Annotated in this window: 14 protein-coding genes and 1 tRNA gene; 7 read left to right on the top strand and 8 right to left on the bottom strand. The window is 39.1% G+C overall.

What is annotated here, in order from left to right:
- Positions 1-94: 94 nt before the first annotated feature.
- Together folE and BMW42_RS00245 are read left to right on the top strand one after the other, a co-directional pair.
- A complete protein-coding gene (gene folE, locus BMW42_RS00250) occupies positions 95-643 on the top strand; it encodes a GTP cyclohydrolase I FolE (RefSeq protein WP_171076769.1) in 549 nt (182 codons plus the stop codon).
- Positions 644-717: 74 nt separating this feature from the next.
- Positions 718-1,077, top strand: coding sequence for a cupin domain-containing protein (locus BMW42_RS00245; protein ID WP_092765949.1), 360 nt, complete (start codon positions 718-720; stop codon positions 1,075-1,077).
- A gap of 45 nt (positions 1,078-1,122) precedes the next feature.
- Here BMW42_RS00245 and BMW42_RS00240 read toward each other — a convergent pair whose 3' ends face one another.
- The 4 genes from BMW42_RS00240 to hemE form a co-directional block, all read right to left on the bottom strand.
- Entirely contained in the window at positions 1,123-3,000 is a 1,878-nt protein-coding gene (locus tag BMW42_RS00240) for an Lnb N-terminal periplasmic domain-containing protein (RefSeq protein WP_092765948.1), read from the bottom strand.
- Between the two features lie 59 nt (positions 3,001-3,059).
- Positions 3,060-3,530, bottom strand: a complete 471-nt coding sequence (locus tag BMW42_RS00235) for a DUF3015 family protein (protein ID WP_035266978.1) — start codon at positions 3,528-3,530, stop codon at positions 3,060-3,062.
- A gap of 150 nt (positions 3,531-3,680) precedes the next feature.
- Positions 3,681-4,481, bottom strand: a complete 801-nt coding sequence (locus BMW42_RS00230; RefSeq protein WP_092765947.1) for a DUF817 family protein — start codon at positions 4,479-4,481, stop codon at positions 3,681-3,683.
- A 17-nt stretch (positions 4,482-4,498) separates the two neighbouring features.
- Entirely contained in the window at positions 4,499-5,572 is a 1,074-nt protein-coding gene (gene hemE / locus BMW42_RS00225; RefSeq protein ID WP_092765946.1) for a uroporphyrinogen decarboxylase, read from the bottom strand.
- Between the two features lie 205 nt (positions 5,573-5,777).
- Here hemE and BMW42_RS00220 point away from each other — a divergent pair, with 205 nt between their 5' ends.
- Together BMW42_RS00220 and BMW42_RS00215 are read left to right on the top strand one after the other, a co-directional pair.
- A complete protein-coding gene (locus BMW42_RS00220; protein ID WP_092765945.1) occupies positions 5,778-7,007 on the top strand; it encodes a L,D-transpeptidase family protein in 1,230 nt (409 codons plus the stop codon).
- A gap of 149 nt (positions 7,008-7,156) precedes the next feature.
- Positions 7,157-7,855, top strand: coding sequence for a pirin family protein (locus tag BMW42_RS00215; protein WP_092765944.1), 699 nt, complete (start codon positions 7,157-7,159; stop codon positions 7,853-7,855).
- Positions 7,856-7,996: 141 nt separating this feature from the next.
- Here BMW42_RS00215 and BMW42_RS00210 read toward each other — a convergent pair.
- Both BMW42_RS00210 and greB read right to left on the bottom strand, forming a co-directional pair.
- A tRNA-Ser gene (locus tag BMW42_RS00210) sits at positions 7,997-8,086 on the bottom strand.
- A gap of 90 nt (positions 8,087-8,176) precedes the next feature.
- Positions 8,177-8,671 carry a transcription elongation factor GreB gene (greB, locus tag BMW42_RS00205; RefSeq protein ID WP_092765943.1) on the bottom strand — a complete coding sequence of 165 codons (495 nt, stop codon included), beginning with the start codon at positions 8,669-8,671 and terminating at the stop codon, positions 8,177-8,179.
- 366 nt (positions 8,672-9,037) lie between these two features.
- Here greB and BMW42_RS00195 point away from each other — a divergent pair, with 366 nt between their 5' ends.
- The gene (locus tag BMW42_RS00195) at positions 9,038-10,153 is read left to right on the top strand and encodes a transglycosylase SLT domain-containing protein (protein ID WP_035266964.1); all 1,116 of its coding nucleotides are present in this window, start codon (positions 9,038-9,040) and stop codon (positions 10,151-10,153) included.
- Between the two features lie 46 nt (positions 10,154-10,199).
- On the opposite strand, the gene BMW42_RS00190 is transcribed toward BMW42_RS00195, so the two are convergent.
- Entirely contained in the window at positions 10,200-10,583 is a 384-nt protein-coding gene (locus BMW42_RS00190) for an SCP2 sterol-binding domain-containing protein (protein ID WP_092765941.1), read from the bottom strand.
- 339 nt (positions 10,584-10,922) lie between these two features.
- Positions 10,923-11,846: a tRNA 2-thiocytidine(32) synthetase TtcA gene (gene ttcA, locus BMW42_RS00185; protein WP_035266955.1), complete on the bottom strand. Its 924-nt coding sequence runs from the start codon at positions 11,844-11,846 to the stop codon at positions 10,923-10,925.
- Positions 11,847-12,360: 514 nt separating this feature from the next.
- On the opposite strand from ttcA, the gene BMW42_RS00180 reads away from it, so the two are divergent.
- Positions 12,361-13,218: a lytic transglycosylase domain-containing protein gene (locus tag BMW42_RS00180; protein ID WP_416224308.1), complete on the top strand. Its 858-nt coding sequence runs from the start codon at positions 12,361-12,363 to the stop codon at positions 13,216-13,218.
- A gap of 124 nt (positions 13,219-13,342) precedes the next feature.
- Positions 13,343-14,248 (top strand): protease HtpX, encoded by a 906-nt coding sequence (gene htpX / locus BMW42_RS00175; protein ID WP_035266954.1) that lies wholly within the window; start codon positions 13,343-13,345, stop codon positions 14,246-14,248.
- Positions 14,249-14,306: the final 58 nt, after the last annotated feature.

The raw sequence follows: 14,306 nt of genomic DNA, 5'->3' as shown, positions 1-14,306 counted from the left end.
TCGGAATTTTTTCTGAATATACGGCATTGTAATCGTTTTCTGATACAATGCCGTCCTTGTTCAACATCTGTGTAAGTGAACACGTCTTATGTCTATGCAGCAATCCTACGCCAACATTTTAACTGCCGTTGGCGAAGATCTTACTCGTCCTGGTCTTAAAGATACACCAATGCGTGCTGCTAAAGCTTTTTCGTATTTGACGTCAGGTTATAGCCAAACGCTTGAAGAAGTGACCAACAATGCGGTCTTCCCTTCAGACAACCGTGAAATGGTTTTGGTCAAGAACATCGAATTCTATTCGCTTTGTGAACATCATTTACTGCCTTTCTATGGACGTGTGCATATTGCCTACTTACCAGAAGGTCAAGTTTTAGGTTTATCTAAATTTGCACGTATTACTGAAATGTTTGCCCGTCGTCTACAGATTCAAGAAAATCTAACTCAACAGATTGCTGAAGCTGTGGCTCAAGTGACTGGTGCTAGAGGCGTAGCTGTTGTCATTGATTCAGCACATATGTGTATGATGATGCGTGGTGTAGGCAAACAAGAGTCAACTACTCGTACAGTATCATTTGTTGGGGACTTTAAAACTAACAAAGATGAACGTCGCGAGTTTCTGAGCGCTGTTCCAGAAAGTTATTAATTCATAAAAACCTCAACCCTGTTGAGGTTTTTTTTTAGACCGTATTCCAAGGCTCAATTTCTTAAGGTGAATATATGACATCTCTTCATGTTGCAGGTCAAGGTCAACAACACGCAGAAAAATCAGTCGACTTCCCGCGTCCTGATCGTCTCGTCCAAGGCAATCCCGAACGTCACACCTACAGTCTTTATGAACACGAGCATATGGAATGTGGGATTTGGGAATGTGAAGTTGGTGCTTGGAATATTCAATTTGCCGACAATAAACAAGAATTCTTTCAAATTATAGAAGGAAAAGTTCGCATCCACACTCAAAGTAAAAATCACTTTATCGAAGTTTCGGCAGGTCAAGCAGGTGTAATACCACCAGGATTCATTGGAACATTCGAAGTCGTTGAGAAAGTGAAAAAGTACTATGTGAATGTAATCGTTTAAAAACAAGCCTCACCTTTCAACACAGTACTTCCTAGTACTGTGTATTTACCAATAGCGTGTAAATCCTAAACTAGTTTGATGCCAATCATGCTGTTCTTGTAATTGATAATTCCAGTGAATAGAGATAGCACTTTGCGAGTTAAGTGCATACTGAACTGAGGATCGTAGTCCGAGCTGCCAAGCCTGCTGATCTTCCCAAAAAGGGATTTCAATTTGCACTAAGCTATTCACTCGATCTGACCATAAGTTTTGACAACCTACAGTTGGCCCTAGCCCCAATCTCCAGCCCTTTTCTAAAATTTTTCCAGCTTGAATATGATTCTGCATCTGCGCATAACACAGGTGTTCACGATCTGCATCTGCCCAACTATATCCAAACTGTGTTGATAGATTCAAAACACCATGTTGCTCGCTATCACTGAAATTTCCAGAATCATCAATTGAGAGTTGTTTCCAACCGAATCCAAATCCCCAACTCAACGGCGTCTTAAAAGGTGTAATTGGATTATAAGAATTCACTTCTAAAAGATCCAAATCAGCAAACTTGAGTTGATCATTCCGAAACTCAAGACTCCCCTCAAGAAATTTCAACTGCGTTCCAAGTCGGTATCCCCCCTGAAGATCAGATAAATCGTGATAGGCTTGTCGATGGTTGATTTGCACAAACGTATCGTCCTGCACTTGTCCAAATTCAATCGATGTTTTTCGAGCATGATGCCCATCCACTGGGTCAATTCGTGGTCTTGCCACTTCAGTACGTTGTTTTTCAACAGGGAGTTGGCTTCTTAAACTCAAAATTTGTCGTATTTTAGGTTGCGCAATACTCGCTTCGATTTTTTGAGAAATAAGCTGTAGATACAAATGATCATATGCCATCTCAAGAATACGCGCCTGATCCTTGGCCGTAAATTGAGCTAAAAATTCACGCATTTGTGCTGGTTGCACAAGCGTTAATTGATGTGCCGAATGTGCTAAGTCATTACCATGTTGTTTGGCTTGATGAAGTAACTGCGTTTCAAGTGCTGGGCGATAAACAGTATCTTTAATGAGGCCTTGCTGCTGCACCGCTTTGATGGTTTCGACTGGAATTGCAATATGACTAAACTGTGCTTGTAGATTGGCATCGGGTTTTACCAAATCAATGAGTCCCAATAAGCGGTAGGCACAATTATCACTTATAAAATAATAGGGAAATTGGACATGCTTTAACTCCCAGATATGTTGTACTAAACGTGTGGTTTCTTCTGGGTTTAATGCTAATTCGTATTCCCACAAATCACGGCTTTCGAAATCACCATACTCTTTTACTTTTCGATAGTAGGGCATTAACGAATATTCACCTGGATATTGACCCGTTAAGCCTTTCCAAGCAAAAGAAAAACTATCACTATTTTCGACCGTCGCAGCGTAGTTGACTGCATAAGAAATAAGATTAAGCTCTTTTTGATCTTTAGGATCAAGACGTAGCAAGGTATGACCAAACATCGAACTTGGATTTCCCATGAAATCTGTCGCATAAATCAATGTTGCTTGATACGGTTTAATCTGTCCAATCCATTCCTCTAGAGCAGGACAATCTGCTTTAGGAAGCTCCTCTTGTTTTATTTTCAGTTGTTCAATTAACCATGCAGAGCGAGCTGGGAAACGACATATAATGGATTGATCTTGTCCTCGATCTATAAATAATTCACGAATATTTGCATTCAGCTCATCTTGTAAATTATCTGCACCATTTGCACTAAAAAAAAATCCTGAATAGCTGACTTCACTCTTCGCTTGATGTGCATACATTAATCTTTGCCAAGTTTTATTTTTATCAAGCTGATGGTGTTGTGCTTGTGCAATATATTGTTCAACTGGAGAAGTATATGCATGTGTCAGAAAGCTACTGACAATCAAGGCAGAAAAAAAAGCAAATTTCATAAAATTAACTTAATAATGATGAAACAAAAAAACCCTGCCATAAGACAGGGTTTTCGCAATTAAACGTAAGCTTTTAATACTTCGTCTTGAGACATAACAGTTTGAAGAGATGCAAGGACTTGGAATGCATCTTGATTGTCCGCTGAATAAATTTCAGAGAAATTTTCTTTTGATACTGCAAAGAAACGTGCTTTATCTTCAGATTTAATATTCAGAAGCTCTGCAAGGACGTTAAGACTTTCCCCCTCACCTACCGCCATATCACGTGCAAGAGCTTCGGCATTTTCATTTGTAAATGTTACTGCTTGTGCTGTTACTGTACCTGTACCACTACAGCCTAACGTCCCGAAAGTAATACCGAATAATTGGTTAGCAAATAAACCGTTGGTCGTACCTGCTAAGATTTTTGCAACTTTACCAGACTGACCTGCCCAAACTTGTGAACCGATACCACAACCAACATCACGGTCAGCAAATGCAGCTGTTGATCCTACTGCCAATACCGCAGCTAAAGCTAATTTTTTATACATAACATCACTCCAAACTTGATGTGCTCAAGTGTTCTTTATTGTTCCAATTTTGTTCTTTTACGAACTTCTTTAACATAGCGATATCAAGCCAAGAACGCAAAACAAATCTTACCAATGCCATCAAGTATTGAGTTTTTTTGATGAATTAACTTATTCGCCCTTCAATCGCCACAAACCCTGTGAATTCCGTTCACCTAAGATTTTTAACACCAATACTAAACTCAGCATTAGTAGGAGATACCAAGAACCAAGTTTCCCCCATCCCACCATATGCCACTGTTCCACTTGCGTTGGATACAACCAAATTTGATAAAAAGTACTGATATTTTCAGCAATCCAAATAATAAATGCCAACAACAAAAGCACAGGAAGCATTGGCAAGGTCATCTCATGATATTTAAGCTTGAACGTTATTTTAGTTTTCCAAAATATCAACACGCTCCATGCAAACAGTAAATATCGTATATCTGGGATAAAGAACTTCGTCATAAAGTTTAAATAGGACAAGATCGCTAAACTCAGCATATTAAAAAAACTAGGTAAGTCCTCAATTTCTACACGATAGAGCCTGAATGAACGAGCAAAAAAACTGCCCACGGCAGAATACATAAATCCCGCAAAAAGTGGTACGGTCATAATCTTAAATACCGCAGGTTGCGGATATTGCCATGATGCAATCTGTGGATGTGTCAGGAAAATCTCCATGACCATGGCCACCATATGAAAAATTGCAATAACTTTGGCTTCAGCCCAAGACTCTAACTTTAAAAGCAGTAAACAGACCTGAATAACCATTGCATAAATCAAGAGGTAGTCGTATCGGTACAATCCATAATATTCTTGATGCCCCATCGAAACCGTCATAGCAAAGGCTAGCAGTAATAAAATACCAAATAAGGCAGCGGATGCTGCCTTATAATGAAACTCAAATAATGATTTTAAAAAGCTCACACATTCATCCTAAATGTTTAGCCTAAATATTTTGCGCTGTACTCATGTACCGTATCAATGAAAACTTTAGGATTCGCAGGATCTACCCATTGGGTGATACCGTGTCCAAGGTTTGCAACATAACCCGTTTTTTCACCAGCAGCATATGCATCATCAAGCATTAACTTTACTGACTTTTCGATACTCGCAGGAGAGCCGTATAATGTTGCAGGGTCTAAATTACCTTGTAGGGCAGCGCGACCAGCAACAGTTTGACGTGCAACATTTAAAGGGGTTGTCCAATCTAGTCCAAACGCATCTGCGCCAGTTGCGATCATAGGTTCTAACCATTGACCACCACCTTTGGTAAATAAAATTACTGGTACTTTGCGGCCTTCATTTTCACGCTTTAAACCCTTCACGATTTTGTGCATATAATTGAGGGAAAATTCTTGATATTCTCGATGTGCAAGTGCACCACCCCAACTGTCAAAAATTTGAATCGCCTGCGCACCTGCCTCAATCTGTGCGTTCAAATAATCTATGACTGAATCAGCCAAATGATCTAACAAGGCATGTAAAACTTCAGGTTGTGCATACATCATTTGCTTGGTGTAACGGAAATCTTTACTCGACCCACCCTCGATCATATAAGTCGCGAGTGTCCATGGACTCCCAGAAAACCCGATTAGCGGTACCTGGCCACCTAATGCTGATCGGATTGTCGACACTGCATTCATGACATAGTCTAAGTCCGATTTAGCATCAATTTTTGGTAATTGGGCTACATCCTGCTCAGTACGGACTGTTTTCTTAAATTTTGGTCCTTCCCCAGCTTCAAAATAAAGTCCTAAGCCCAAAGCATCAGGAACAGTCAAAATATCTGAAAATAAAATGGCTGCATCTAAGTCATAGCGACGAAGCGGCTGTAAAGTCACTTCACAAGCAAAGTCATTATTTTTGCATAAAGAAAGAAAATCTCCCGCAGTTGCGCGTGTCGCACGATATTCAGGTAAATATCGACCGGCCTGACGCATCATCCAAACTGGCGTGCAGTCCACAGGTTCACGTAATAAGGCACGCAGAAAACGATCATTTTTTAAGGTCGTCATTTACATTCTCGATGCAAAATTGAAATTCCATTCATCATACCAAAAAGCTGCACTTTAAAGTATTTAGTTAGAATGAAAATAAAGATTGAGACTATCGGAATTTATTTGATTTAAACAAAACAAATACTGCATATCCGTGTTTTTTCTGCAATACTTTATCCGTGTTTTTATAAATCAATATGAATAATTCTTAAGGTTGAATTACATGTTCGTTCGCTCAATTCTTGCTTTGAGTTTAAGTTGTATTATGTCTGGAACTGCATTGGCTGCTTCTGGTACTGCTGAACAACCGCTTTCTCCAATTACAAAAACGAGTTTAGATACTATTCAAGATCCAATTGATCCTCTCGCGGTAGAATCTAGCTCTGAAGCCCAAATTAGCCAGCAAGAGCAAAATGATCTAAATCAAGCTGCAGATACGCTTCAAAACCTAGAAAGAACTGAGGATAGCACTGCGGACATTGGCAGTGCACCTGCATCTTCAGCAGTGACAAATTCAGCTCCATCTACATCAGCACCTGCTACAGCAAATTCATGGACGCTAGACAGTCTGAATAATGCTGAATGGTATGAAAATATTGGCAAAGGTCAATTCCCTGTATATGCCCGTGCACATGTAATGTTAAATAATTCACATGCTTCACCAGGTGCTATTGACGGTACAAGTGGAAAAAATACACTTAAAGCAATTGCTTCATTCCAGCAAATGAATGGTTTAAAGGCTACAGGTGTTTTGACGAAAGAAACTTGGGATGCTCTAGTTGCACGCCAAGCTGGTAAACCTGCTTATGTTGAATATACGATTACCGAAGCAGACCTAAAAGGTCCTTATGCAGCCTCAATTCCTCATGACTATGCTTTACAAGCGAAAATGAAAGGTCTGTATTACACTCGTGTAAGTGAAATGCTGGCTGAAAAATTCCATATGGATGAAGAGTTTCTCAAGAAACTAAATCCTAAAGCGACATTTAAGAAAGCGGGTGAAAAGCTTATTGTGACCAACATTCGCAATGAACTTCCAGAAAATATTCATTTAATCGTGGCTCATAAAGGCGCTAAACAACTTTATTTGTTTAACCAACAAAACCAAATGGTTGGCTCATTCCCAGCAACCATCGGTAGTGCTGACACTCCATCGCCGACAGGAACATACAAAATTACTGGTGTAGCGAAAAACCCTTGGTATAGCTATTCACCAAGTAACTTTGTACAAGGTAAAAATTTGAAGCCACTTTCATTACCACCTGGTCCTAATGGCCCTGTAGGTAATATCTGGATCGGTTTAAGCAAAAAATCGTTCGGTATTCACGGCACACCTAACCCATCAAGTATTTCAAAGACAGCTTCACACGGTTGTATCCGCTTAACCAACTGGGATGCGAATGATTTGGGTAATAAAGTTCGTTCTGGCGTTACAGTAAAATTCTTAGAATAATCCAATTTATAAAAAGCCTGCTTCAAGCAGGCTTTTTTATCCTTTTTATGTTTCAAAATTAGAACGATACGTTGTCCTAATCCACTATCTTATTCATTTTAAACTATTAAAATAACATCATCTTTAAGAATAATGAAAGGAGCATCATCATGAATGCTTATTTACATCGCAGTGAATCACGTGGTCATGTAAAAATGGGTTGGTTAGAATCCAAACACAGCTTCTCATTTGGGAGCTGGTATGACCCTAACCACATGGGCATCAGTGCTCTCCGTGTCATTAATGATGACCTCATTGCTGGGCATCAAGGCTTCGGTACACATCCACACGACAATATGGAAATTCTCACCTGTGTATTGCAGGGAGCGATTACACATAAAGATAGTATGGGTAACCACGGTGATATCAAAGCTGGTGAATGGCAACTGATGAGTGCAGGTACAGGCATTCAACACAGTGAAATCAACCAGGGTGATGAAACAGTTCACTTACTGCAAATCTGGATTATTCCAAATCAGCGCGATGCAGAGCCGAATTACCAACAAATTCAACTCGATCCTGCTGAACAACCGAACCAATGGCATCTGATTTGTGGACCGACCGAACAAGCACCCATGCATATTCGCCAAAATGCGGAGGTTAAAACAGCTGTTTTGGAGAAAGGTCATACACTTGAAGTTGTTGCAACACAACATGTCAGTTATCTACATGTGATTAGTGGTTCAATTCAAGTCGCTGAACACACCGTGAATGCTGGAGATGCTATTGCATTTATTGATCCAACGCAGATTGAAGCATCAGAAGATGCTCGTGTGATTTGGTTCGATCTTCCAGAAAAAGTGGCTTAAACGCTGTAGAGAAACCACCTTAGGGTGGTTTTTTTATGACTTGCTCAAAAAATTAAATAAAACAGTAAATATCTGTCTTAGTATCGCACGAACATGAAGAAAATAAAAAAGCCACTAATGATTAGTGGCTTTTTTTAAATTTGGCGGAAGCGGTGAGATTCGAACTCACGGAGGACTCACACCCTCGTCGGTTTTCAAGACCGGTGCATTAAACCGCTCTGCCACGCTTCCAATGGCGGCTATCATATAAATATTTTTTAAAATTGGCAAACACTTTTCTAAGAAATTTTGCTCGCCTGCCTATTTTTAAATCAAAAAGCACTATTTTGCTGAATTTTCGAGCTTTTCATACCGAATTGAATTAATAAACCATGTTTTTTTCCCCAAGGGGGTATGTACTTCAAATTCATCATCTACTTGCTTACCTAACATTGCACGTGCCATAGGTGAATCTATTGAAATATGTTGAGGATGATGATCATAAATTTCATCTACACCGACAATCCGAATCGTCTTTAATTGTCCTTCCTCGTTCTCGATGTCTACCCAAGCTCCAAAATATACTTTGCCCTCTTGTTCAGGAGAAAAATCGATAATTCGCAACTCTTCAAGTCGTTTACCGAGGTAACGAACACGACGGTCTATTTTTCGTAAAATTTGTTTATTGTATTGATAATCTGCGTTTTCAGAACGATCACCTAAACTGGCAGCCCAATTCACTTTTTTGGTGATTTCAGGTCGTTCCTCATGCCATAAGTATTGTAGTTCTGCGACCAATTTGTCATGCCCACTTCGGGTAATTAAATTCGATTTCATAGGCGATAAAATGAGTATTTTGCTTACGTTATAGCGACACATTGCAACATTTTATACCGCATTTCTACATGGAAAAATTTTATAAAGTTTTTTCTTTTTATTTATCAATATCTTAAAACCATGTTTTTTATTTTTTTTTGTACAAAATTTGACATGAGTAAAATTGACCATTAATATGCGCCCATGTTTTATCTTGATTACTTTTTGTACGAAGATCTTTTCTTCAATATTTTATCCACCCACACATGTCATTTTGAATGACGTTCATGACGCCCACCCTAATTGAATTTATCAACTTTAAATAAAAGTTTAAGGCGGTACTGCTTTTGCTTTTTTTGGGCATAAATTACTTGTAGCGGAGACAACATGCGCAGTAGTTCAAACACTGGATCGAGGCTTTGCCTTAATTCACTAACTTCTTCTCTCTCGTTTAAAGCGATGGTCCTCGCTACAGCATTTATCCCATTTCATGCATTAAATGCAACAAAGACCGACAACCAATACAACTCCATTGTAAATTCGAACAAGCTTACAGTGGTGGCCGTGTCAAATCCCACCGTGGTTTTTAAAGACGGTAACTTCAAACATGGCTTTGGCTATGACTTGGTGAGCAGTTACGCTCAAAACTTAAATGTAAAACTCGATTTTAAAACGGTTCAAAGTAATGAAGCCGCTTTGAAAATGGTGCAGCAAGGTAAAGCTCATTTCGCGGTGACCACAGCATCGATCATGACCATTGAGCAAAAGAATCTTTCAGGTTTTTCCGCATCATGTGGTGACCTTGAAAGCTTACGCAAAAATGGGCTTAATCCAGAAATCAATTGGGTTTTTAAAAATGCTGCTGATCCTTTAACAGATACTGCCAGCGGTTTTGTTTGTCAAAGCAAGCAAAATGGTGCTATCCGTCAAATGGCATCTTTCTACAACCGCAACGTGGTTAAACAAGATGATTGGGATACTATTCAGCGCAATCTGAAAACACGTATGCCAATTTATAAAGCTAGCTTTAAAAAGTCAGCCCAAACATACGACTTAGATTGGCACTTCCTCGCTGCGATAGGCTATCAAGAGTCGTTCTTAAAACCGAATTCTGTGTCTCCTACAGGTGTGCGTGGCATCATGATGCTCACCAACAACACAGCAAAAGCAATGGGTGTGTCGAATCGTGTTGATCCTGCTCAAAGTATTGCAGGTGGTGCGAAGTATTTTGATCTGATGATGTCGAAATATGATTATATTCCTAAACATGATCGTTATTGGTATGCCCTCGTGGCTTACAATATGGGGCCAGGTGCCACAGATGCGATTATGAAGCGCCTAAAAGCCCAAGGAAAAAATCCGAATGATTGGATACAGGTATATGATTTTCTTTACCGTAATCAATCGCACAATACGCGTTATAAGCAAGCGATCCAATACGTCACTCGTATTCGTGCTTATTTAGAACATATTAAAACGACACCAAGTTTGGTGAGTATTTAACAAAAAAAAGCTTACCTAAAGGTAAGCTTTTTTTTGTTTAAAAGTCTTAAGTAGTTTGCTCTAAAACTTTTTTGAACAAATCTTTTTGTTCTTGGCTTGGCTTCGCTGTTTGTAAAGCCATCAATTGAGACATATCGCCTTGAACTTTGATTTTACCAGTCATAAATGCTTGCATAGCAGCAGCCATGTCAAACTCTAAGAATACTTTGCGTAAAGTATCCGCATCTAAGTTTAAAGTTGTTTTAGCATTCGCAGAAGCGCCTTTTTGGATCTTACCGCTATCAAGCGCTAATTCAGTCGTTCCTTCGCTACCTGTTACTACAAGATTCAATGCTAGATTTGCTAATGATGGTGGTAAGTTCAAATCACCAGCTTCAGCTGTAAGTTTCTCAACGTTTGCAAACCAATCATCAGTTAAAAATGCAGGCATGTTCTTTCCTCGATGTATTTATTCAATTTATTGCGTTACCTATCCAAGATAACAACATGTAGAAGCTTTACGCTTGAGAGAGTTATAGCATGATATTTTCCAAATGCGATACGTTTTTTTGTACTCTGCGTTCTATTTTTTTTGTAAATAAAACTAATCGTCTAAATATCATCAAATCTTTATTTTTTCACAAGTTTGTCAATGATTTTTTGTATCGGTACTACGACCTAAAGTGACAAAAAACATCATTTTGTAAATCGACTCAACGCCTTCATTAAAATGTAAAAATCTAAGAAATAAAAAAAGCACTTCGAAAAGTGCTTTTTAAATTAAGACGAATTACTCAGCAGCAAAACCGAGATTGACCATGCTAATACGCTTATTTGGTGTGTCCCCTTCGGCTGTTGAGCAAGTCACATCAAAATCAACTTCACGTTGTCCATCTAAGGCTTCAAAATCGAAAAGATCTCGGTCAGCCAATTGCGATGGCGAGACATTCTGTAACGCGCCAAAAATGCTGTGTAAACGTTTTGGATGAGCTTTATCCCATTCACGCAACATATCATTGATGATTGCGCGCTGTAAGTTTTCCTGCGAACCACACAAGTTACATGGAATAATTGGGAATTTGCGCATTTCAGCGTATTTGATGATGTCTTTCTCTTCAACATACGCCAAAGGACGAATCAAAATATTCTTTTTATCCGATGAAAGTAGTTTTGGTGGCATCGCCTTTAAACTACCGCCATGGAATAGGTTCAAGAAGAACGTTGCCATAATATCATCACGATGATGACCTAAAGCAACTTTGGTCGCGCCAATTTCTTGAGCAAAACCATATAAAGAACCACGGCGCAAGCGTGAGCACACTGCACAATAGGTTTTACCTTCAGGTGTAAGCTTTTTGGTAATGCTATATGTATCTTTTTCTAAGATGTAGTACGGAATGTTATTTTCTTCTAAATAACGGGGTAATACATCCTCAGGGAACCCTGGTTGTTTCTGATCAAGATTCACAGCCACAACATCAAAATTGATTGGTGCTATGCGTTTAAACTGCAGGAGAATGTCCAGCATGGTATAGCTATCTTTACCACCTGAAATACATACCATGACCTTATCGCCATCCTCAATCATTTTGTAGTCACGGATTGCATGACCTACTTGACGACGAAGTTTTTTTAATAAACGATAATATGCAGAACTTGTAGGTGGCTCTGGCTTAAAATTAAATCCTTGGTTGGATTCAACTGGCGAGTACATAGACGACATTAACCATAAAAAAAATACTGCGCAATTTTAGCCGATTCAGTGCTTAATCGCATCTAAAGAATCTGTTTTTTACATCTAATTTTTATTTTTTCATAACACTGTCTTATTCACACATCTAAAATGGACGCTTGGGTTCATTTTTTAGTCGAATTGCTTATCTTTTGGACTTTTCCACAGTTTTCCACAAAACCTGTGGATAAAATTGTGGACTTTTTAGGGGTTGACAAAGTTTTGGCAAGATAAGATGGTGCTTTCCCTTAGATTGACCATTTTTTAACCACTATTCTATATCCTTAAAATTCAATAACTTATATGTGTCAAGCAGTTGTTTATAAATAAAAATAAATAATTTTTTTGGATATTAAGCCAACAATTAAGACTTGATTTTTTTACAACGAATTGTTAAAAAACATTACATAGTCGAGAGACATCTCCATTGCAGAAAATCACCCACATATCATTTAGGGACAAAAATAGTGTTCGAATGATGAAAACTACAAATAAAATAAAAGTCATAGCGTTATTTGGGTGTGTGAATTTTCTAATATTCTCGCCACAGGCTTCTGCAGGTCAAACAATCTATCAGCTGAAAGATTCAAACGGCACTACCGTACTGACCAACCGCAAAAACAAATACAACCATCTTAAAGTTGAAAAGAAAACCTACTATCCAGATAGCAATATTCATAGTTACAGCAATTGGGGAAGCAACGAAGCATCTGTTCTCCCAAGCCATAGTAAAAATCGAAATGCCTTTGATGGCTATATTCGCCAAGCAGCTCAACGACACGGCATTTCTGAAGGACTCATTAAAGCGGTGATGCACACAGAGTCTGGTTTTAATATACATGCACGCTCCCCTGTTGGTGCTCAGGGTCTTATGCAATTGATGCCTGCGACTGCACAACGATTTAATGTCAATAATGCATATGATCCTGAACAAAATATTTTCGCTGGTGCAAAATATTTGGCTTGGCTATTGAAACGCTTTAATGGCAATACGCAATTGGCATTAGCGGGTTATAATGCTGGCGAAGGAAATGTTGCTAAATATGGTGGAATACCGCCCTTTCGTGAAACTCAAGACTATGTCAGACGTGTACTCAGTCGTTACAATAATTTATACGCCAATGGTGTAGGCTCAAATCCAATCAATAGTTATTCAGCATCGGTATCTTCTAAGTTAAGTTCACCGAGCTATAACAATCAGAATTTATCAGCTCAAGTGACTGCACCATCTAAACCAAAGTCACCTCCTCGCCAAATTATTGTGGCCGCTGATGGCAGTTTTACTGACGCACCAGCTGGTTCATATTCTACAAATAATGCCACAGCATCAGCGAAGATCTATATTTCGAATTAATCTCAATTTTTTTCGTTATATTTTTTATTTTTTTCTTGAAATTTTCCCTATTCGAAAGCATATTTGACGTAGGTTTTTTAATTCAAAAAGCTTATTAAATTTTATTTATAAGAGGATTTTCTCGATGATGCGGATTGGTTTGTTTTTGCTGACCAACCTCGCGGTACTGGTGGTAGCTGGCATAATCTTGTCACTCTTCGGTGTCGGTAGTTACCATGGCGCGGGTGGCTTGAATCTTGGCAATTTACTTGTGATCTGTTTTGTCTTTGGTATGGTGGGTTCTTTAATCTCCCTATTCATGTCAAAGTGGATTGCAAAGAAAACCACAGGTACAGAGTTAATTGATCCCAATGCTCCACGCAACCAAGCGGAAGCATGGTTACTCAATGAAGTGGCACAACTTTCTCAACGTGCTGGTATTAAAATGCCAGAAGTTGGTATTTTCCCATCTTATCAATCAAATGCTTTCGCAACTGGTTGGAACAAAAACGATGCTTTAGTCGCTGTTTCAACAGGCTTATTGGAACGCATGAATAAAGATGAATTACGTGCAGTGTTGGCGCATGAAATTGGTCACGTTGCAAATGGTGACATGGTCACCCTTGCTTTAGTCCAAGGTGTAGTCAACGCGTTTGTGATGTTCTTCGCGCGTATCGTCGGCGACTTTGTAGATCGCAATGTATTTGGTCGTGAAGAAGGTGAAGCACCGGGCTGGAGCTATTTCCTCATTACAATCGTGTTAGATATCGTATTCGGTATTCTTGCTTCGGCAATTGTGATGTGGTTCTCTCGCTATCGTGAATATCGTGCTGATGAGGCTGGCGCGCGTTTAGCAGGTAAACAAGCCATGATCAGTGCATTACTTCGCTTGCAAGCAGAAACTGAAATGCCAGATCAAATGCCTAAAGAAATGAAAGCGTTCTCAATTTCATCAGGTCGTGAAGAAGGATTCAGCCTTGCTGCACTCTTCCAAACACACCCAACAATTGAGCAACGTGTAGCAGCATTACAACAACTTGATTGTCCTTAATCTGCTTCTAAAAAAAGGCCTCCATAGGGAGGCTTTTTTAATGGACTCAAATCTATAA

Origin of the sequence: Acinetobacter sp. DSM 11652 (assembly GCF_900109815.1) — a bacterium.
Classification (GTDB): Bacteria; Pseudomonadota; Gammaproteobacteria; order Pseudomonadales; family Moraxellaceae; genus Acinetobacter.
Note: the sequence above shows the minus strand (reverse complement) of the source record. Positions and strands in the feature narration are given on the sequence as shown.

Bases quoted from the DNA above. Each gene is read 5' to 3' on its own strand.
- folE (WP_171076769.1), top strand. From the start codon at position 95: ATGCAGCAATCCTACGCCAACATTTTAACTGCCGTTGGCGAAGATCTT.
- BMW42_RS00245 (WP_092765949.1), top strand. From the start codon at position 718: ATGACATCTCTTCATGTTGCAGGTCAAGGTCAACAACACGCAGAAAAA.
- BMW42_RS00240 (WP_092765948.1), bottom strand. From the start codon at position 3,000: ATGAAATTTGCTTTTTTTTCTGCCTTGATTGTCAGTAGCTTTCTGACA.
- BMW42_RS00235 (WP_035266978.1), bottom strand. From the start codon at position 3,530: ATGTATAAAAAATTAGCTTTAGCTGCGGTATTGGCAGTAGGATCAACA.
- hemE (WP_092765946.1), bottom strand. From the start codon at position 5,572: ATGACGACCTTAAAAAATGATCGTTTTCTGCGTGCCTTATTACGTGAA.
- BMW42_RS00220 (WP_092765945.1), top strand. From the start codon at position 5,778: ATGTTCGTTCGCTCAATTCTTGCTTTGAGTTTAAGTTGTATTATGTCT.
- BMW42_RS00215 (WP_092765944.1), top strand. From the start codon at position 7,157: ATGAATGCTTATTTACATCGCAGTGAATCACGTGGTCATGTAAAAATG.
- greB (WP_092765943.1), bottom strand. From the start codon at position 8,671: ATGAAATCGAATTTAATTACCCGAAGTGGGCATGACAAATTGGTCGCA.
- BMW42_RS00195 (WP_035266964.1), top strand. From the start codon at position 9,038: ATGCGCAGTAGTTCAAACACTGGATCGAGGCTTTGCCTTAATTCACTA.
- BMW42_RS00190 (WP_092765941.1), bottom strand. From the start codon at position 10,583: ATGCCTGCATTTTTAACTGATGATTGGTTTGCAAACGTTGAGAAACTT.
- ttcA (WP_035266955.1), bottom strand. From the start codon at position 11,846: ATGTACTCGCCAGTTGAATCCAACCAAGGATTTAATTTTAAGCCAGAG.
- htpX (WP_035266954.1), top strand. From the start codon at position 13,343: ATGATGCGGATTGGTTTGTTTTTGCTGACCAACCTCGCGGTACTGGTG.